At 61.5% G+C, this 19,383-nt stretch carries 17 protein-coding genes; 13 read left to right on the top strand and 4 right to left on the bottom strand.

Features of this window, described 5'->3' with window-relative positions:
- Positions 1-10 precede the first annotated feature (10 nt).
- The gene (locus ACSQ2A_RS16900) at positions 11-502 is read left to right on the top strand and encodes a hypothetical protein (RefSeq protein WP_436073168.1); all 492 of its coding nucleotides are present in this window, start codon (positions 11-13) and stop codon (positions 500-502) included.
- Positions 503-540: 38 nt separating this feature from the next.
- Here the strand turns inward: ACSQ2A_RS16900 and ACSQ2A_RS16905 are convergent, their stop codons facing one another.
- Positions 541-1,350 carry a siderophore-interacting protein gene (locus ACSQ2A_RS16905; RefSeq protein ID WP_436073169.1) on the bottom strand — a complete coding sequence of 270 codons (810 nt, stop codon included), beginning with the start codon at positions 1,348-1,350 and terminating at the stop codon, positions 541-543.
- A gap of 120 nt (positions 1,351-1,470) precedes the next feature.
- Here ACSQ2A_RS16905 and ACSQ2A_RS16910 point away from each other — a divergent pair, with 120 nt between their 5' ends.
- A complete protein-coding gene (locus ACSQ2A_RS16910; protein ID WP_436073170.1) occupies positions 1,471-2,442 on the top strand; it encodes a zinc-binding dehydrogenase in 972 nt (323 codons plus the stop codon).
- Positions 2,443-2,461: 19 nt separating this feature from the next.
- Here the strand turns inward: ACSQ2A_RS16910 and ACSQ2A_RS16915 are convergent, their stop codons facing one another.
- Entirely contained in the window at positions 2,462-3,781 is a 1,320-nt protein-coding gene (locus ACSQ2A_RS16915; RefSeq protein WP_295412710.1) for an NAD(P)H-dependent oxidoreductase, read from the bottom strand.
- Positions 3,782-3,944: 163 nt separating this feature from the next.
- Between ACSQ2A_RS16915 and ACSQ2A_RS16920 the strand changes: the two genes are divergently transcribed.
- The 4 genes from ACSQ2A_RS16920 to ACSQ2A_RS16935 all read left to right on the top strand — a co-directional run bounded on the left by ACSQ2A_RS16920 (position 3,945) and on the right by ACSQ2A_RS16935 (position 7,558).
- Complete coding sequence (locus ACSQ2A_RS16920; RefSeq protein WP_291421606.1) at positions 3,945-4,235, top strand: STAS domain-containing protein; 291 nt, start codon at positions 3,945-3,947, stop codon at positions 4,233-4,235.
- Complete coding sequence (locus ACSQ2A_RS16925) at positions 4,232-4,597, top strand: response regulator (protein WP_035085423.1); 366 nt, start codon at positions 4,232-4,234, stop codon at positions 4,595-4,597. The genes ACSQ2A_RS16920 and ACSQ2A_RS16925 overlap by 4 nt, the downstream gene beginning before the upstream one ends.
- A 28-nt stretch (positions 4,598-4,625) precedes the next feature.
- A complete protein-coding gene (locus tag ACSQ2A_RS16930) occupies positions 4,626-6,959 on the top strand; it encodes a chemotaxis protein CheA (protein WP_436073171.1) in 2,334 nt (777 codons plus the stop codon).
- A 110-nt stretch (positions 6,960-7,069) separates the two neighbouring features.
- Positions 7,070-7,558 carry a chemotaxis protein CheW gene (locus ACSQ2A_RS16935; RefSeq protein WP_035085422.1) on the top strand — a complete coding sequence of 163 codons (489 nt, stop codon included), beginning with the start codon at positions 7,070-7,072 and terminating at the stop codon, positions 7,556-7,558.
- Positions 7,559-7,791: 233 nt separating this feature from the next.
- On the opposite strand, the gene ACSQ2A_RS16940 is transcribed toward ACSQ2A_RS16935, so the two are convergent.
- Complete coding sequence (locus ACSQ2A_RS16940; protein ID WP_436073172.1) at positions 7,792-8,196, bottom strand: hypothetical protein; 405 nt, start codon at positions 8,194-8,196, stop codon at positions 7,792-7,794.
- A gap of 154 nt (positions 8,197-8,350) precedes the next feature.
- Positions 8,351-8,704: a hypothetical protein gene (locus tag ACSQ2A_RS16945; RefSeq protein ID WP_295412704.1), complete on the bottom strand. Its 354-nt coding sequence runs from the start codon at positions 8,702-8,704 to the stop codon at positions 8,351-8,353.
- 163 nt (positions 8,705-8,867) lie between these two features.
- Between ACSQ2A_RS16945 and ACSQ2A_RS16950 the strand changes: the two genes are divergently transcribed.
- From ACSQ2A_RS16950 to ACSQ2A_RS16980, 7 genes are all read left to right on the top strand, one after another.
- Positions 8,868-9,458, top strand: a complete 591-nt coding sequence (locus tag ACSQ2A_RS16950; RefSeq protein WP_051960838.1) for a chemotaxis protein CheD — start codon at positions 8,868-8,870, stop codon at positions 9,456-9,458.
- Positions 9,459-9,629: 171 nt separating this feature from the next.
- Positions 9,630-10,472 carry a CheR family methyltransferase gene (locus tag ACSQ2A_RS16955; RefSeq protein ID WP_295412702.1) on the top strand — a complete coding sequence of 281 codons (843 nt, stop codon included), beginning with the start codon at positions 9,630-9,632 and terminating at the stop codon, positions 10,470-10,472.
- Positions 10,469-11,515, top strand: coding sequence for a protein-glutamate methylesterase/protein-glutamine glutaminase (locus ACSQ2A_RS16960; RefSeq protein WP_295412701.1), 1,047 nt, complete (start codon positions 10,469-10,471; stop codon positions 11,513-11,515). Before ACSQ2A_RS16955 ends, ACSQ2A_RS16960 begins: the two co-directional genes overlap by 4 nt.
- Positions 11,516-11,627: 112 nt before the next feature.
- A complete protein-coding gene (locus tag ACSQ2A_RS16965; protein WP_035085417.1) occupies positions 11,628-12,017 on the top strand; it encodes a response regulator in 390 nt (129 codons plus the stop codon).
- Positions 12,018-12,230: 213 nt separating this feature from the next.
- The gene (locus tag ACSQ2A_RS16970) at positions 12,231-14,732 is read left to right on the top strand and encodes a methyl-accepting chemotaxis protein (protein ID WP_436073173.1); all 2,502 of its coding nucleotides are present in this window, start codon (positions 12,231-12,233) and stop codon (positions 14,730-14,732) included.
- A 153-nt stretch (positions 14,733-14,885) separates the two neighbouring features.
- Positions 14,886-16,952 (top strand): methyl-accepting chemotaxis protein, encoded by a 2,067-nt coding sequence (locus tag ACSQ2A_RS16975; protein ID WP_436073174.1) that lies wholly within the window; start codon positions 14,886-14,888, stop codon positions 16,950-16,952.
- Positions 16,953-17,187: 235 nt separating this feature from the next.
- On the top strand, positions 17,188-19,257 hold the full coding sequence (locus ACSQ2A_RS16980) for a methyl-accepting chemotaxis protein (protein WP_436073175.1): 2,070 nt from the start codon (positions 17,188-17,190) through the stop codon (positions 19,255-19,257).
- The last annotated feature ends 126 nt before the right edge of the window (positions 19,258-19,383 follow it).

Below are 19,383 nucleotides of genomic sequence, written 5' to 3' on the forward strand. Positions count from 1 at the left end.
AGGGATGCAAATGTTCAAGAAAGCACTGGTGACCGGACTTCTCCTTGCCGTGGGAGTGCAGCAGGCTGCCGCTGACGGCAAGATTTTCGTGCAACTGCCCGATCTGACCTCCTATTCGGGAGCGGAGGCCGAGGCGTTTTTGGAGCGCGTCGTCCTCGCCAATGTCGTCTCGAGCAATTGCGGGGGCTATGAGGTGACGGACGAGGAATGGTCGCTGCTGACCGATTCCGCTGACCTCCTTGCCTATGGCCAGCTCAAGCTCAATACCGACGACTACGACACCAACTACTACACCCCCGCCTTCAATGCGCTCGACGAGGCCGGGACCTGCGAGGAAAAAGGTCCCGATGTTGAAGCTGTGTTGAGCGAACTGGTTGAACGCGGCGGCTCGCGCGAGGCGCTGCCGGACCAGGACGTGGCCTATGAAGAATGGCGCGCGCTGATGGACCGGCTGCAGGCCGAGGCCAATGCGCCGACTTCGGGCAAGACCAAAACCAAGTAACCGGTGAGTGCCGGCCCCTTGCGGGGCCGGCTTGGCGCTTAGTGCGGCTCGTGGGCGTCTGCAGTGCCGAGCAACCAGTAGCCGGCTGCCTTGACCCATTCGGAACTGAAACCGCGCTCTTCGGTGAGGTGCTGGCGAACCGCTTTGCTCATGCCGCTCTCGCCCGCGATATAGGCATAGGCATCGCCCTTGGGCAGGACCAACGTCCTGACCTTGTCGAGGAGCAGCGTGGTGGTGCCGGCTGGAGCGCCATTGCGGTGGACATAGACGAGGTCGAGATCGGCCTTGCTCTCGAAACCCTGCTCTTCGGCGGCGGAGTCGACTTCGACAACGGCGACGACGATGGCGCCTGCGGGCAATTCCTCGATGCGGCGGCCGATGGCGGGCAGGGCGGTTTCGTCGCCGACCAGCAGATACCAGTCATAGGTCGCGGGCACGACCACCGAACCACGCGGACCACCGATGACGAGGGTCTTGCCCGGCGCGGCAGCTGCCGCCCAGCTCGAGGCAGGGCCATCGCCATGCAACACAAAATCGAGTTCGATCCAGCCCTCCGCGACATCCCAATAGCGGGGCGTGTAGTCGCGCATTTCGGGGCGGGTGCCGGGTTCGAATTCGGCGCCATTGGGCCCGACAACCGGCAGGAGTGGCGTTACGCCTTCAGGAAAGAAGAAAGCCTTGATATGATCGGCATGGCCGGGAGAAACGAAGCCTTCCATGTCGCCGGTGAGCCGAACCCGGCGCATGAGCGGGGTAATGTCGGTGACGGCGGTCACGGTCAGCAAACGCAGACGGGTGTCGTGGCGAACGCGCTGCGGCGCGCGGGGATCGAGAGCTTCGGTCGACATGGCTTAAATCCTGAATAACACGATCAGCAATTATTTCATGCCTTGGGGGATGGCAAGCGGGGCTTGAACACCAAAGCGCGAGACATATCTTTGCCGCATAGTAATTTACAGGAGCCGGTGATGAAGACCGCCATTTATTCCGAATTCGGCACGCCGGAAAAAGTTCTGCAGACCAAGGAGGTGGAGCGCCCGCAGCCCGGACCCGGCCAGGTCCTGGTCAAGATGGTGCTGTCGCCGGTCCATAACCATGACCTGATGACCATTGCCGGTCACTACGGGTTCAAGCCCGCCCTGCCGGCTGTTCCGGGCACGGAAGCAGTGGGTACCGTCGAGGCGCTGGGTGAGGGCGTTACCCATCTCAAGCTGGGGCAGCGCGTCGCCGGCGGCGCGGAAAAGACTTGGGCCGAATATTATCTTGCGACCGCGGCGCGGCTCGTGCCGGTGCCCGACAGCGTCGGTGACGCGACCGCCTGCCAGCTGGTCTCCATGCCGCTCTCGGCCAAGATGCTGCTCGATACACTTGAGGTTGGTGCCGGCGACTGGATCGCGATCAATGCGGCCAATGGCGCGGTAGGCAAACTGCTTGCCCAGTATGGTGCCGAAAAGGGCGTCAACGTCCTCGGCCTCGTCCGGCGCGATGCTGCCGTCGACGAAATGGCAGCGTTCGGGTTCAAGACTGTCGTCGCAACCGAAGGCGAAGATTGGCAGGAAAAAGTCCGCACGATCACCGGCGGTGCACCGATCCTGCGCGGCATCGAGTCGCTTGGTGGCGACGGCGCGGCACAGCTTTCCGGCATTCTCGCCGATGGCGCGCAACTGATCAGCTTTGGCGCGATGACCGGCCGACCGCTGAAAATTTCGGCCGGCGAACTGCTATTCCGCGATATTTCGGTCAAGGGATTCTGGGGCGCCAAGCCGCCGGTCAAGCCCGAGCGCATTGGCGAACTTCTGGGTGAACTGATCCGGGATGCGGCCGCCGGCAAGCTGGTGCTCGATATCGAGGCCGCCTACCCGATCACTGACGTGGCGGAAGCCGTGCGGGCCAGCGGCGAACCGGGCCGCAAGGGCAAGATCGCGATCAGGGGGAGCTAAGGCTCCCCCAAGCCCCTGTCTACGAGGTGTAGCCGAGCATCCGATCCTGCTCGCGCCGCAGGGCGAACAGTCGCGTCGAAGAATCGGGCTGGCTGTTGGCCGCCGTAAGAAGCGCGCCCTTGGCGATCGGTGCCGTGACCTTGCCGCCTTCGAGAAGGCCGACCGGCACGGCGCCTGCGGCGCGGGCATCGTCGGCCCTCATGGCATAGGAGCGGTAGCAGGTCTCCCCGATCGCATCGAGCGGTTCGCCGGGCAGCAGGTCACGCTTGGCGACCGCGCAGACTTCGGCGACGGGGCGGGGCAGGGGCACCATGTCCGGCTTGCCGGTGAGCATGATGCGCGCACAGGTCAGCGGCACTTCAAGGCTGGTCAGGTGATAGGGCCGGAAGAAGGCATAGTAGGGCCCGTGGCCGATATGGAGATCGTCCATGCGTTCGATGATGCGCGGATGCTCTGCCTTGACGATGACGAAGACGCCCGGGGCGACGCCCTTGCCGATGGTGAAGTCGACGACGCCGGAGGAATTCAGAATCCCGCCATCGGCCTTGGGAATCAGCACCTTGGCCATGTCGTCACGGTCGGCCTTGGGTCCGTGCATGCCCGGAATATCGGGCATGAGGCCGGTGGCATTGGCAATGGCGGTCATCTCGACGGCGGTCTTCGACCCATCGACGAACTCCACCAGCATGCGTGGGTTCATGTTCCGCCGGTCGGCTTCCTCGCGATAATCGTCGGGGACCGCGTCGTGCTTGAGGGGATTGTTCTTGCCCTTGCCGGCCGCAACCACATCAAGACCAAGCGCGGTGACGAATTCGATCAGCTCCATGCAGGACGAGGGTTCGTCGCCGGCGCCGACGGAATAGACGACACCGAGGCGGTCGGCCTGGGCCTTCAGATAGGGTCCGATGGTGACATCAGCCTCGACATTCATCATGACGAGGTGCTTGCCGTGCTCCATGGCGGTGAGGGAAAAATCGGCGGCAACGCCCGGCTTGCCGGTGGCGTCGATGACGACATCGATATTGGGCGTGGTGACGAGAGTTTCGGCCGAGGTGACGGCGATCTTGCCCTGTTCGATGGCGGCGGTGGCGGCAGCCGGGGAATCGACCACCTTGCCATGGCTGTCGTCGCCATAGGCAATGGTCATGGCGGCCAGCGCCGTATGGGGCCGCCTTGTGGCGATCGCAGCCATTTCGACGCCCTTCATCAGGCTCATCTGGGTGACAAGATCGGTGCCCATCTCGCCTGAGCCGATAACGCCGACGCGAATGGGCTTGCCCGCATCGGCGCGGGCGGCAAGGTCACGGGCGAGCCCGGTCAGGGCGATCTTGGTGGTCATGGCAATTGTCCTGATACTGCCGCCTCGTTACAGCCACTTGCCCGCGGCGGCAAGCGCGCTGGAGGTCGCACGACGCTAAGCCCCGGCATCCGGGCGATTAGCACTTCTTAAACCGTTCCAGATGAATATGGCGAAGGAGAGAACTCCGGGGGCTGGCCACGAAATGGCACATCAGGAAGCAAGCGCGATTGCCTTGCCAGAGGTCATCGACCTCGACGCGCTGGACGCGATTCGTGACAAGCTGATCGACGCTGTCGAAGATGGTGCGGTGACCGTGGTCGCAAGCGCGGTGCAACGCGTGTCGACCAATGGTCTGCTGATGTTGATCAGCGCTGCCGAAAGCGCCCGTCGCAACCATAATGAATTTGCTGTCGACGCGCCGAGCGCCGCCATGTTGGCCGCGATCGATCGATTGGGCCTTGGCGCACAATTTTCAGGGATGATGAGACCATGACATTGCGCGTACTGACTGTGGATGATTCCAGAACCATCCTGGCCATGTTGCACCATACGCTGAGCAATGCCGGTTTCGAGGTGCTGCAGGCCGAAGACGGCAAGCAGGGCCTGGACGTGCTGATGAGCCACGACATCGACGTCGTCATCACCGACATCAACATGCCTGTCATGGACGGTATCGAGTTCATCAAGAATGTGCGGGCCAGCGGCCAGTACCAGAGCCTGCCGATCCTCATTCTCACGACTGAAACGAGCCAGGACAAGCGCGACCAGGGCAAGGCCGCGGGCGGCACAGGCTGGATCGTGAAACCCTTCGACCCCGACAAGCTGATCAGCGTCATCCATCGCGTGGTCCACTAACACTACCTTCTAAGGCTGGTACGGCGCCATGAGCGACCTAGACGACTTCAAGGCCACCTATTTCGACGAATGTTCCGAGCTGATGAACGAGCTCGAAGAACAGTTCGCAGCGATCGAAGGGGGCGAGCGCGACGCCGACCGGCTCAATGCTGTTTTCCGCGCCATTCACTCGATCAAGGGCGGTGCCGGTGCTTTCGGCTTCTCCGGGCTCGTGGGCTTTGCCCATGCCTATGAGACATTGCTCGACTATGTCCGCGATGGTCGTGTTGAGATGACCGACGACGTGGTCAGCCTCTGCATCCGCGCCAATGATATCGTTGGCGACTACATCAATGCCGCCCAGAGCGGCGAAGAGCTGGCTGCCGACTACGGCCAGGAAGAAAAGCAGCGCTTCGACGCCATTGCCCGCGGCCAGCGCGGCGGCGACGAAGACGAGTGGAGCGGCGAGATCATCGAGGAATTCGATATCGAATTCACGCCGGTGCGCGTCGAGCTTGCTGTCGATGATGGCGACGTCGTCGAAGCCGTTGACGCTCCGGTTGCTGCCGAGCCCGATACGTTCGACGCCCCGCCCATGCCGGTCGAGCCGGGCCACTGGGAAGTGCGCTTCACGCCCTATCGCCAGCTCTATTCGCGCGCCAATGATCCGCTGCTGCTGTTCCGCGAACTGGCAGCCCTGGGCGAGATCAATGTCCGTGCCATTCTCACCGACATTCCGGCCCTGAGCGACTTCGAGCCGTTTGGCGTCTATTGCTCATGGGAAATCTCGCTCTTTGCGCCTGACCTGACGGAATCCGCGATCCGCGAAGTCTTCGAATTCGTCGATGGCGATTGCAGCATCGAAGTCGTGCCGCTCGGCCATGTGGTGCCGCCAGCGGCTGCGCCGGCTCCCACACCTGTTGCGGTCGTACAACCTGCCAAAGCCGACGAGAACCTCATGGCGCTGACTGAAGACGAAGTGGCTGCCGCTCCCGTGCGTCTCGTTGCCGAAGCTCCGTCCGCCCCTGTTGCCGCAGAGCCTGTGGCCGAAGAACCGGCTCTCAGCTTTGCCGATCTCGCCAATGAAATCTCGGCTTCTGCGCCGCCGCGGCCCGTGCCGCAGGCCGCTGCGCCCAAGTCCGCTGCCGCACCCAAACCCGCTGCCGGCGGGGAAGGTGGCGAAGAGGGCGGCAATCGCGCTGTTGGCGTGCAGTCGATCCGCGTCGATCTCGACAAGGTTGACCGCGTCGTCAACATGGTCAGCGAGCTGGTGATCACCCAGTCCATGCTGACCCAGCAGATGGATGAAAATCTGCGCGCTCGTTATACCGAGCTCGTTCGCGGTCTTGAGGTTCTGGCCCAGACGACGCGCGGATTGCAGGACTCGGTCATGGCCATCCGCGCCCAGCCGGTCAAATCGGTGTTCTCGCGCATGCCGCGCCTAGTGCGCGAACTCGCCACAAAGACCGGCAAGAAGATCAAGCTCGAGACGATCGGTGAAAACACCGAAATCGACAAGACCGTCATTGAGCAGCTCAGCGACCCGCTGACCCATATGATCCGCAACTCGGCCGACCATGGCATCGAGGATCCGGAAAAGCGCAAGTCGCGCGGCAAGTCCGAAATCGGCACCATCCGCCTTTCGGCCGAGCAGGCCGGCGGCAATATTCTCATCATTGTCGAAGATGACGGCAACGGCATCAACCGCGAGCGCGTGCTGCAGCTGGCTCGCGACAAGGGTCTGGTTGCCCCCGATATCACCCCGACCGACGAGCAGATCGACCAGCTGATCTTCGCGCCGGGCTTCTCGACGGCCGATGCGGTGAGCGACATTTCCGGCCGCGGCGTCGGCATGGACGTGGTGCTCTCAAATATCAAGAAGATCGGTGGCTCCGTGCATGTCCGCTCCTGGACCGGCAAGGGTTCTCGCGTGACGCTGCGCCTGCCGCTGACCCTGGCCGTGCTCGACGTCATGCTCGTCAAGGTCGGCGAAAGCCCCTATGTGGTGCCGCTCTCCTCGATCGTTGAAACCATGCAGTGCTCGGGCGCCATTTTCGAGCGCGTCCCCTCCGGCGGCCAGGTGCTGCAGGTGCGCGGCGAATATGTGCAGGTCATCGATGTGGCCCAGCGCTTCGGCATGCATTCGAACAAGGCGCCGGACGATCGCTTCGTGGTGCTGTGCGAAAGCGAAGGTAGCCAGAAGGTGGCGCTCGTCGTCGACGACATCATCGGCCAGCAGCAGGTCGTCATCAAATCGCTCGAAGAAAACTTCGAGCAGGTCGAAGGCATTGCCGGCGGCACGATCCTGGGCGACGGCAATGTCGCGCTGATCGTCGACGTGCAGGGTCTTAGGGTCCACCAGATTCACCAGAACGCGGCCTAGTTGGCCAAGTGGCGCGGCGGCGACGTCGCGCCGGAATACGAGTAACGCGCGGCTTGTCAGCCGCTCACAGTGTGTAACCGGCCCAGAAGGGCGGCAGAAAGGCCAGGAAAATGGAAGCGCTCAGCCTCCGCGAAGACAATGGGGATAAAACGGCCGTCGTTGGCCAGAACACCCTGCAACTTATCGCCTTCTCCATCGGCGAGCAGACCTATGGCGTTGAGATCACCACGGTGCGTGAAATCCGCGCCTGGAATGGTGCGACCCCGCTGCCGAACACGCGCGACTTCGTGCGCGGCGTGATCAACCTGCGCGGCACCATCGTGCCGATCTTCGATCTGCGCGCCCGCTTCGGCGATGGCCAGACCTCGCCCACCAAGAACCACGTCGTGGTGGTGATGAGCGTTGGCGACAAGTGGGTCGGCATCCTGGTCGACGCTGTCAGCGACATTCTGACCGTGAGCCGCGAAGACATTCACAATGTGCCCGAAGGCAATGCCATCGACACCGAACTGCTCAACGGCATCATCACCCATGACAGCCGCATGGTGGGTCTCATCGACCTCCACGCCGTGGTCAACGGGGCCAAGCTCGACGGCTAAGGCCTGCAAGCGTGAGTTCAAGGAGGGGCGCCGCAAGGCGCCCTTCTTAGTTTTGGGGCGCGGAATGCTGTCAGACTCGGGGTGGGGAGCCGACAGTCTGCTTTTGAGGCAGGCTCTGCGAAAGCCGACCTGCATCTCCGAATGAGTTAGATATGACGGGTTAGGCATTTGCCAGAAACGCACCCCACCAGAATATGCCAGGTCGGTGCAAGTCGAGGCGCGTGTGCGATGCTTTAGCCTACGGTTGGCGCGTCAACTTCGTTGAGTGCAGCAAGGCCTGCATTGTTCTCAAGATACTCGCCCAAGCGGGGATCCTCGCAATAGCGCTGTTGCTCATCCACAATGTCATAGCTTGCGCCCAATTCATGCCGCAAAAGCCCAAGTAGCGTGTCCACCCTAGCATTGAAGCGATCACAAAGCGTTTGTGTCCACAGGCTCGGATCGGGCGGATACAGGGGGTTCAGATAGCCGGAATGCTCGAAGTCAAGCTGGCCCCGCAGATCACAAGCAGGCTTCGAAACGAACAATTTCTCGTCCACTGGGCCTAGTCCCAATTCTTCACGGGTCTCGTTGTCACCCGCCCAGAGGCAACCACCCGCGCCATAGTCGAAAAAGAACCTGAGAATGCTTTTTGTCATGGCGCAAGGCTAGACGCATGACGCGCGGCAGGAAAGTCCGCAATTTCGTTAGAAGCCCACTCTTGCGGATGATCGCCTGTGTCCGCCCATAGGAAACTGCGAGCGAGGCACCAACGGCGAGAATGGGGTCGAAAGCCGTCGAAGAGCTTTCCGCCTAGAACAGCTCGATCTCGCCGTGCGGCTGGTTGGCGGCGACGCCGGAGAGGGCAGGGACGCGCAGCTCGTCGAGCGTCAGGCTCTGCCAGATTTCATCGTAGACGCTTTCAGGCGCGGTCGGCGGAAGCAGCGAGAACTGGCGGGCGGCAAGTGCCATGTTGCGGCAGCGCTGCTCGATACGGTCCTGGCCCTGAAGGGCAGTGATGATCATCATCATCGCCTGGCGCACGGAAGCGTCCTTGCCGGCTGAAGAGTCGGTCAGAAGATCGAGGGCTTCGGTAATCCCTTCCAACATTGCGGCGGACTGACGGGCTGTCTCGTCGAGCTCTCTTGCCAGCTTCTGCAATGACATACGCATAACCTCAGATCTACCAGCCCACACTATCCGAATATTTCTAAACCGCTTCTTGCTGCGACAGCCAGATCGGGACTCCCCGCGTAGCGTGGTTAGCGTTTGGCTAACGAGTTAAAGCTAAGGTCGGAAGCAAATGGACTCGACGGGTATTCGTAGACAAATGGGCCAGAATAGCTCCCTGCCTCCTGAATTCGACAGAGGTATCGTCACCACGGTCCATCAGGGTGATTGCCACGTTTCTTCGGCGCAGGATGTCACGTTTTCGACCGTGCTGGGCTCGTGCATCTCGGCCTGCGTAAGGGATCGCGTCGCCAATGTCGGCGGGATGAACCATTTCCTCCTCGCAGAACAGTCCGGTTCGGCCAAGGATCGCTACGGCGCTTCGGCCCGTTACGGCGCCTTTGCCATGGAACAGTTGATCAACAAGGTGCTCTCGCAGGGCTCGGGCAAGAAGTCCAATCTCGAGATCAAGGTCTTTGGCGGCGGCAAGATCAATTCGGCGCTCGACGATGTCGGGGCCAAGAACATCGAATTCGTACGCCAGTTCCTCGCCGATGAAGGCTATATGGCCTCGAGCGAAGACCTCGGGGGCATGTTTGCCCGGCGCGTGCTGTTCAAGCCCCATTCCGGCCGTGCCTTCGTAAAGCGGCTCGATAGCGATGTCGGCGCCAATGTCGCCAAGGAAGAACTGGCGCTCGCCAAGCGCCGTGTCGTGGTGCCAGCGCCGGTCGACGATATCGAACTTTTCTAGGCCTCTTCGCGCAAATATTGCCCGGTGTTCCGGGCGGAATTTACGCAATCTAAGGAATGCACCGGCCACTATGACTTTCGCTCAACAGCATGGCGCTGATGTCGCGATCATGCGGGCGTAACGGTGACTTGCCGCTTTGCGGTGGGGCCTGGGGCAGTCGGGGAAGGTTTCATGGAACAGGGAGAAATTTCCCTCAGCGAGCGCGAGTTTTCGCGCATCAAAAGCCGCGTCTATAAGGTCGCCGGTATTTCCCTCAGCGACGCCAAGCGGACCCTGGTTGTGTCACGCCTGTCAAAGATCGTTCGGGCGCTCGAACTCGCCAGTTTTGACGACTATGTCGACTATCTCGAAAAGGGCGCCTCGGCGAGCGACGGGCAGGACTTCGTCAATGCCCTCACCACCAATCTGACGCGCTTTTATCGCGAAGACCATCATTTCGATCACCTCAAGACCTATGTCGGTGGCCTGATCAGCGAGAGGCCGCGCGGCCAAAAACTGCGCATCTGGTCGGCCGGTTGTTCGACAGGGCAGGAGCCCTATACGATCGGCATGGACCTCCTCAATGCCTTTCCCGAACTCAAGCGCTGGGATTTCAAGATCCTCGCAACGGATATCGATACGGCTGTGATCGCCAAGGCGGCGCGCGGCATCTATCCGGAGAACGAGCTTTCGGGCCTCAGCGGGGAACGCGCCCGGCCGTTCCAGAAACTCAATGACGGCACCGTGCAGGTACCGCAGGCAGCGCGCGAACTGGTCTCGTTCAAGCCGCTCAACCTGATCGCCGAATGGCCGATGAAGGGCCCGTTCGATGCCATCTTCTGCCGCAATGTGGCGATCTATTTCGACAAGCCGACGCAAGGGGCCGTCTTTGGCCGCTTCGGCAAGCTCCTGGCCCCCGAAGCCTTCCTCTATATCGGCCACTCGGAAAATCTGGGTTCGGGCGGGGAAGGTTTCCGCCTCGTGGGCAAGACCATCTACCAATCCAAGCGGATGAACAAACGAGAAGCAGCATGACTATCAAGGTTCTGGTCGTCGATGACTCGGCCCTCATTCGCGAGGTGCTCACCCGCATGTTGACGCGCGACGGCGACATCACCGTCGTCGGCACGGCAACGGACCCGATCGAAGCGCGCGAGAAGATCAAGCAGCTCAATCCCGATGTGGTGACGCTCGATATCGAAATGCCCAATATGAACGGGCTGGATTTTCTCGAAAAGCTGATGCGCCTGCGGCCCATGCCGGTGGTGATGGTGTCGACCCTTACCAAGAAGGGCGCGAGCGAGACACTGTTAGCGCTTGAATTGGGCGCTATTGATTTCGTGGCCAAGCCCAGTGCCGAATTTGCCGGTGGGCTCGATGCCTTTGGCGCGAGCCTGCGCGACAAGATCCGCGATGCGGCCCGCACCGACGTGCGCGGTGCAGCAACGCGCATCGAGGCGCCCAAGACATCGGTCAAGACGGCAGCCGCTCCCGATGGCGCGCTCATTGCCATCGGCGCTTCGACTGGCGGCGTCGAGGCGATCCGTGCTGTCCTCACAAACATGCCGGCCGATTGCCCGCCGGTGGTCATTGCCCAGCACATGCCGGCCGGCTTTACCGGCCGCTTTGCGGCACGCCTCGATGAGCTCTGTGCCATCAAGGTGGTGGAAGCCGAGGACCGCATGGTACTCGAACGCGGCCATGCCTATGTGGCGCGCGGCGACTATCACCTGCGCGTCGAGCGCTCTTCGGGGCAGCTGAAATGCCGGTTGAGCCAGGATGAGCTGACCAGCGGCCACCGTCCGAGCGTGGACGTGCTGTTTGAATCGGTGGCCAAGGCGGTTGGGCATATGGCGGTCGGCGCCATTCTCACCGGCATGGGCCGTGACGGGGCGCGGGGCCTCAAACTGATGCGCGATGCCGGCGCCTATACGGTGGGCCAGAGCCAGGCTTCGGCTCTCGTCTATGGGATGCCGCGTGTTGCCTTCGAGGAAGGCGCGGTCGTCGAGCAGGCGCCGCTCGAACAGGTGGCCGGCAAGCTTGCCAATGCGCTCGTTCGTTTGCGCTCGGCGGCTTAAAGCCGAGCATGCAATCCGTCCGGTGCAATTGAGAGAATTGTAACCTCTCCCACCTAGGATGAACTTGAATACCGGGGCTCAGGCTCCGGCGCGTAAGAGGTAGATAGAGTCCATGCCTAAAGCCAGTGCTGTCAGCGTCCTGATCGTTGATGACCAGCAGTCCATGCGTGGCATCTGTAAGTACATTCTCAATCAGCTCGGCTTCAAGGACATCATCGAGGCCAAGTCTGGCCGCGATGCATTGGGCAAGCTCGAAGGGGCGAATGTCGATCTCATCATTTCCGACTGGAACATGGATGATATCGATGGGCTGACCCTGCTCAAGGTGATCCGCAAGCATCCGCGCACCCAGGCGATGCCCTTCATCATGGCGACCGGGCGTTCCGACGCCGAGCAGGTGAAGGAAGCGATTTCGGCGGGCGTCAACAACTACATCATCAAGCCGTTCGACGTTTCGACCATGAAAAAGCGTATCGAGGCCGTGATCGGCGCGCTGACCTGATCGCCTGAGAAAAGAACCGATTGCTGAAGCGCTCGCAACCGGCCGGTTGCGGGCGCTTCGCCTTTTGGGGCGCGGCTTTGGGCGTAATAAGTAGTTAAACCTAAATGTGTATCGATTGCAGGACGCAATTCGTTCGATCCTGTGAGGCGTTTCGCCGGCCGGGAGGCGGTCTGGCTGGAGGGCCGGGGATCGGGCAGGCTCGGGGGGACGAGGGTGAGGATATTTCCGCAACTGCGCATCGCGCAGAAGCTGCCGCTGGCTTTGGTTGGTTCGGCGCTGGTGGTGAGTGCCGGGGTTGGCATTGCCAGCTATTTCATCGGCCTCGGCACGGTCGAGGAACAGCGCAACCAATCCATGCAGGCTTCGCTCAATACGGCGACGACGCTGGTCAGTGAGTATTTTTCGAGCGCCGAGGTTGATCTCCGGCTCTTCGTGCAGCGCTCCGACACTGTTACGGCGATGAAGAACCTCACTCGTGCGCTCGAGGAATTGCGCATGGGGCTCAAGGAACGCGCAGCGCTGCAATTGCAGGCTGCCTATGTCACCGAAAACCCCAATCCGGCGGACCGCGCTGCGGTCGATAGCGTCGGCGCCAAGGGCGCCACTTATGATGCACCGCACAAGCGTTTCCACCCCGGCTTCCGCACCTTGCAGGTCGAGCGCGGCTATTCCGACGTGTTGCTGATCAGCGCCACCGGGGATGTGGTCTATTCGGTTTCAAAGAACATGGACTTTGCCGGCAATGTCGTTGCCGACCCAGGCCTCTCTGCCTCAGGGCTCGGTCAGGCCTTTATCGCAGCCAAGGACCTTGCGGATGGCTCGGCTGCCTTTGTTGACTTTGCCGTCTATGGACCGGCCGGCACGCCGCAAAGTTTCATGGCCATGCCGGTCTATGACAAGGACGAGAAGACGGGCGTCATGGTGCTGGCAATCTCGCCGGCGGCGATGAGTGCCCGGGTGTCCGCGCTGTCTGGCATGGGCAAGAGTGGCGAAGTGATCGTTGTGGGGGCCGATGGTCTGCTTCGCAGCGAGTCACCCAAGACCGCGGCCGACGACGTTCTCGTCACGACGCTGACCTCCGATGTCGTGACTGCAGCCTTTTCCGGCGAGGTCGGTGAAGGGATGAGCACGGACTATCGCGGTGCGCCCATGGTGGTGCGGGCAGAACCTGTCAGCGTGGGCGGCGTCACCTGGGCGGTCACGGCCGTGCAGCCGGAAGAGGAAGCCTTTGCCCCTGTTGTCAGCATGCGCAACATGACGCTGTTGGTGGGTGGTGTCTTGCTGGCCATTGCGGCTGTCCTGGGCTTCTTCTTTGCTCGTTCCATCAGCCGGCCAATCTCCCGTTTGACCCACACGATGGAGACACTGGCCGAGGGTGATCTTTCAGTGGAAGTTATGGGCGGGGCGCGCGGCGATGAAATCGGCGCCATGGCCCGGGCCGTGGAAGTGTTCCGGCAGAATGGCCTGCGCATGGCTGAGATGACCGAGGCGGAAGCGGCCTCCATCATTCGGGGTCAGGCCGATCGCGCGGCCATGATGCAGCAATTGCAGCGCTCGTTTGGGCATGTGGTGGATGCGGCGATCGCGGGCGACTTCTCGCGCCGGGTGGAAGCCGATTTTCCGGATGACGAACTCAATGCGTTGGCCCGTTCGGTCAATGGGCTTGTCGAGACGGTGGATCGTGGGGTTGGCGAGACCGGCGTGGTGCTGTCGGCGCTGGCCAATACGGATCTGACCCACCGCATGGAAGGCGAGTATCAGGGCGCCTTTGCGCGGTTGAAGTCGGACGTCAATGCGGTGGCGGATCGTCTCACAGACGTTGTTGGCGAGCTGCGGACGACTTCAGGCACGCTGAAGACGGCGACGGGAGAAATTCTCTCCGGGGCCAATGATCTCTCGGAACGGACGACCAAGCAGGCGGCGACAATCGAAGAGACGTCAGCAGCGATGGAGCAGCTGGCGGCCACGGTTCTGCAGAATGCGCAGCGGGCGCAGGAGGCGAGCGCGGCGGCAGGCGATGTGACAAGTTCGGCGGAAGTCGGCGGTCAGGTGATGGCGCAGGCGACCGAGGCGATGGAGAAGATTACCCAATCCTCGGCGAAAATCTCGAACATCATCGGCATGATCGACGACATCGCCTTCCAGACCAACCTGCTTGCGCTCAATGCCTCCGTGGAAGCAGCGCGGGCCGGCGAGGCGGGCAAGGGTTTTGCCGTGGTCGCCGTGGAAGTGCGACGCCTGGCGCAAAGTGCGGCTAGCGCATCTTCGGATGTGAAACAGCTCATCGAGCAGAGCGCGACCGAAGTGAAGGGTGGCACTCGTCTTGTCAGCGATGCGGCATCCAAACTTGCAGCCATGCTCGAAGCGGCGCGGTCCTCCAATGACCTGATGACTGGCATTGCCCGCGAGAGCCGCGAGCAGGCCTCCTCTATCGAGGAAGTCAATGCAGCCGTCCGGCAGATGGACGAGATGACCCAGCACAATGCGGCGCTGGTGGAAGAGATGAATGCGGCCATCGAGCAGACGGAGGCACAGGCCACCAAGCTCGATCAGATCGTCGACATCTTTGCGACCGACGGGCGGAAGGTGGTTTCGGCCGCCCCTGCAGAACCGCAGGGTGCACGAGGTATCCAGCAAAAACTCAAGTCTGTCGCCAAAGCCTATCTCAGCCACGGCAATGCCGCGGTGAAGGCCGACGATTGGAGCGAGTTCTAGATCGTTGTCACCTCGACAAAAAAGGGCGCCACTGGCGCCCTTTTTCTTGTCCTGCCCTACCATACAAGAAACATTGCATTAACTCCCCGTTCTCTAGGATGCGCGCGGACAGATTTGAGGTGACGGCACCGGGCAGGGTGCTCAGGGGGACGCATGAAACTTTTTTCCGCGCTTGGCAGCATCAAGCTGACCACGGCTATTTCCGGACTGGTTCTGGGTAGCATCGTCGTGACGATCATCGCCTATTCGGTCAGCAATTACATGGGGCTGCATCAGCAGGCATTGCAGCAGGCCCAGCTCCAGCAGCGGACCGACCTCAAGACCGCCGCGACCATCCTCGAAAAGCGTCTCGCCAGTTCCGTGGTGACCTGGGCCGAGGACAATAATGTCGGCGCCTTCCAGACCTATTCCATCCCGCGCTTTTACGACAATGGCACGGTGGACTCGATCACCCGCGTGACTGGCGGCGAGGCCGTGGTTTTTGCGGTCGACCCGGCGACAGGGCAGTTTTTGGCCAAGACGTCGAGTTTTGTCGGCGAGGGCGATGAGCGGGCCATCGACTTTGCCGTTGATCCGCAGAGTCCAGCCCATGCAGCCCTGTCGCAATCGTTGCCCTATGAGGGCGAAGTCGAGCTGCTGGGCAAAACCTATTGGGGTGAGTTCTTCCCTGTGCTCAAGCTCGACAATACCTTGCTCGGCGCTTTCTGGGTCGGTGCGGATCTCGGCGCGGCGGAAGCGTCGGCGCGTGCGTCGATTCCGGGCATGCTGGTGATCGGTGGCGTGCTGTTGACTGTGATGGGCGCGCTGGCGCTAATCGTTTCGCGGCAATTGACCAAGCCTGTGCCGAAACTCGCCGCGACCATGCAGGCGATTGCCGAGAGGAATTTTGAGACCGAGGTGCTCTATGTCGATCGTCGCAACGAGATCGGCGCCATGGCCCGGGCGGTGGAAGTGTTCCGCGAGAACGGCCTGCGCGTCAGCCAGATGACCGAGGCGGAAGCGGCGCGCATCCTGTCGGAACAGGAAAGCCGGCAGCAGATGATGACCGATCTGCAGCGCTCGTTTGGGCATGTGGTGGATGCGGCGATCGCGGGCGACTTCTCGCGCCGGGTGGAAGCCGATTTTCCGGATGACGAACTCAATGCGTTGGCGCGTTCGGTCAATGGGCTCGTCGAGACGGTGGATCGTGGGGTTGGCGAGACGGGCGTGGTGCTGTCGGCGCTGGCCAATACGGATCTGACTCATCGCATGGAGGGCGAGTATCAAGGCGCCTTTGCGCGGTTGAAGTCGGACGTCAATGCGGTGGCGGATCGTCTCACAGACGTTGTTGGCGAGCTGCGGACAACTTCGGGGACACTGAAGACAGCGACGGGAGAAATTCTCTCCGGGGCCAATGATCTCTCCGAACGCACCACCAAGCAGGCGGCGACAATCGAAGAGACGTCAGCGGCGATGGAGCAGCTTGCGGCCACGGTTCTGCAGAATGCGCAGCGGGCGCAGGAGGCGAGCGCGGCGGCAGGCGATGTGACAAGTTCGGCGGAAGTCGGCGGTCAGGTGATGGCGCAGGCGACCGAGGCGATGGAGAAGATTACCCAATCCTCGGCGAAAATCTCGAACATCATCGGCATGATCGACGACATCGCCTTCCAGACCAACCTGCTTGCGCTCAATGCCTCCGTGGAAGCAGCGCGGGCCGGCGAGGCGGGCAAGGGTTTTGCCGTGGTCGCCGTGGAAGTGCGGCGCCTGGCGCAAAGTGCGGCCAGTGCGTCTTCGGATGTTAAGCAGCTGATCGAGCAGAGCGCGACCGAAGTAAAGGGAGGCACTCGTCTTGTCAGCGATGCGGCGTCGAAGCTTGCGGCCATGTTGGAAGCGGCACGCTCGTCCAATGACCTGATGACTGGCATTGCCCGCGAAAGCCGTGAGCAGGCGTCCTCTATCGAGGAGGTTAATGCAGCGGTCCGGCAGATGGACGAAATGACCCAGCACAATGCGGCGCTGGTTGAAGAGATGAACGCGGCCATTGAGCAGACGGAGGCGCAGGCCACCAAGCTCGATCAGATCGTAGACATCTTTGCGACCGACGGGCGGAAGGTGGTTTCGGCCGCACCAGCAGAGCCGCAGGGTGCACGTGGTATCCAGCAAAAACTCAAGTCTGTCGCCAAAGCCTATCTCAGCCACGGCAATGCTGCGGTGAAGGCCGACGACTGGAGCGAGTTCTAGGTAAAACTCCACTCAACTCCTTCATTAGAACTGGGGAAGGCTCGGAAACGGGCCTTCCCCATTTTCGTCTGGGGAGCCCGTACTGAAAAAGCCGGGTATCGATGTCGATTTCATTGAGAGAATTTTCAGTGCGGAGGTGCAAAAATGAAAATGATGTCGATCTAAATCATTGTAATACTTGATTAAATTCCACTCCCATAAGATTCGCGCCACGCTGCTCATCCGAGGGACAAGAATGGCACGGTCTATATCCGCCTTTTTCGGGCGTCTGAGCCTGAGATTTATTATTGCGACTGTGGTGACCGCTGCCATCGTCGTGTCGATTACCGTCGTTGCAATCGGCATCTACCTCAACTTCTCCAGCACGATGATGCAGCAGGGCCGCGACCGGCAGGAGGCGAACCTGCGTACGGCCGCCACCATCTTTGCCGCGGCGACCAACAAAGCCGGCGGGACCGTCGTCAATTGGGGAGACGATGGTGCGCTGGGGCAGGTGACGCTGTGGGCGCTGCTGCCCTTCTTCGATACAGAACTGGTCGATGGCATTTCCCGCGTCACAGGCGGCGAAACGGCGATCTATATCGCCGACAAGGACACCAAGGACCTGGTGATCAATACCACCACCTTGGTGGATGAGGCTGGTGCGAGCCTCAAGGGTCAGATCATGGATCCGCAGGGTGCCGTCATGACAGCGATGAAGGAAGGGCGCTCATGGCTGGGTGAAGAGACGATCGGCGGCGAAACCTATTATGCTGCCTATCACCCGGTGGTCCGAGAGGACGGGGCGGTGGCCGGCGCGATCCTCGTCGGGGAAACGCTTGAGGCCATTGAGCAATCTGTGCAGGGCATGATGGTGCTCATGCTGACCATTGCGATGGTAACGACGCTGGTGCTGGGCATTCTCGGCTACCTCCTGAGCCTTGTCATCACGCGTCCGCTGCCCCGCATTGCGGCGGCCATGGGAGCGATTGCCGAGGGGCGGTTTGAGACCGATGTTCCCTATGTCCAGCGCGGCAATGAGGTCGGCGCCATGGCCCGCGCCGTGGAAGTTTTTCGCGAGAGTGGGCTGAAAGTTGCCCAGATGACCGAGGCGGAGGCAGCGCGCATCATCCGCGATTCCGAGGATCGTCAGGCCATGATGATCGAGTTGCAACGCGCCTTTGGTGATGTGGTCGATGCGGCCATCGACGGGGATTTTTCTCGTCGCGTGCCCGAGCAATTTCCCGATGCCGAGCTCAATGGCCTCGCCAAGTCGGTCAATACGCTGGTGGGCAGCGTCGATCGTGGACTCGGCGAGACCGGGGCCGTGCTAAATGCCCTGGCCAATACTGACCTGACCCAGCGCATGCAGGGCGAGCATCGCGGTGCCTTTGCCAAACTCAAGGCCGACATCAATGCAGTGGCCGAAAAACTGACCGATATCGTGACGCAGTTCCGCTCCACCTCGGGGGCCCTGAAGGCGGCGACGGGCGAAATCCTTTCCGGCGCCAATGATCTTTCCGAGCGCACGACGAGGCAGGCCGCGACCATCGAGGAAACCTCGGCGGCCATGGAGCAGCTGACATCGACCGTGATGGGCAATGCGGCCCGCGCCAGGGATGCGAGCGCCAATGCTGCGCAGGTCACCCAGACGGCCGAGCATGGCGGCCTCGCCATGCAGGATGCGACTGAGGCTATGGAGCGGATCACGCAGTCTTCGGCCAAGATTTCCAACATCATCGGCATGATCGACGATGTTGCGTTCCAGACGAACCTGCTTGCGCTCAACGCCTCGGTGGAAGCGGCGCGGGCGGGTGACGCCGGCAAGGGTTTTGCGGTCGTGGCGGTGGAAGTGCGGCGCCTTGCGCAATCGGCGGCTCAGGCCTCGGCTGAGGTGAAGGTCCTTATCGAGCAAAGCGCGGGGGAAGTGGCTTCAGGATCGCGGCTCGTGGAGGAGGCCGCGAGCAAGCTTGCTTCGGTGCTGGGTGCCATCCGCGACAATACCGTCTCGCTCGAGGCCATTGCCCGCGACAGCCGTGAGCAGGCCGGCGCCATCGAGGAAATTTCGACCGCCGTGCGGCAGATGGACGAGATGACGCAGCACAATGCGGCGCTGGTGGAACAAACCAATGCCGCGATCGAACAGACTGAAGCCCAGGCGAGCGAACTGGACCGGATCGTTGATATTTTCCGGCTCGATGATCGCGGTGCCTCTGCGGCAGTCCCGGCGGAAAAGCGGAGCGTTTCAGCGTCGCCTCGGCGGACCCCGCCCACGGTGCGCAGCGCGGGAAATACTGCTTTGACTGCTGACTGGGATGAATTCTAAGTAATAACAGGCATTTGTGTTCAATACTGACCCCGACTTGCTGCGTGCGGGTCGGGGTTTTTGTCTGAAGATCAGCAATAATATCTGGTTAATAGCGGGGTGCTAACATTCCCTGATAATGCGCAA

This window comes from Devosia sp. LjRoot3 (genome assembly GCF_964252865.1).
In the GTDB taxonomy this organism is placed as follows: Bacteria; Pseudomonadota; Alphaproteobacteria; order Rhizobiales; family Devosiaceae; genus Devosia.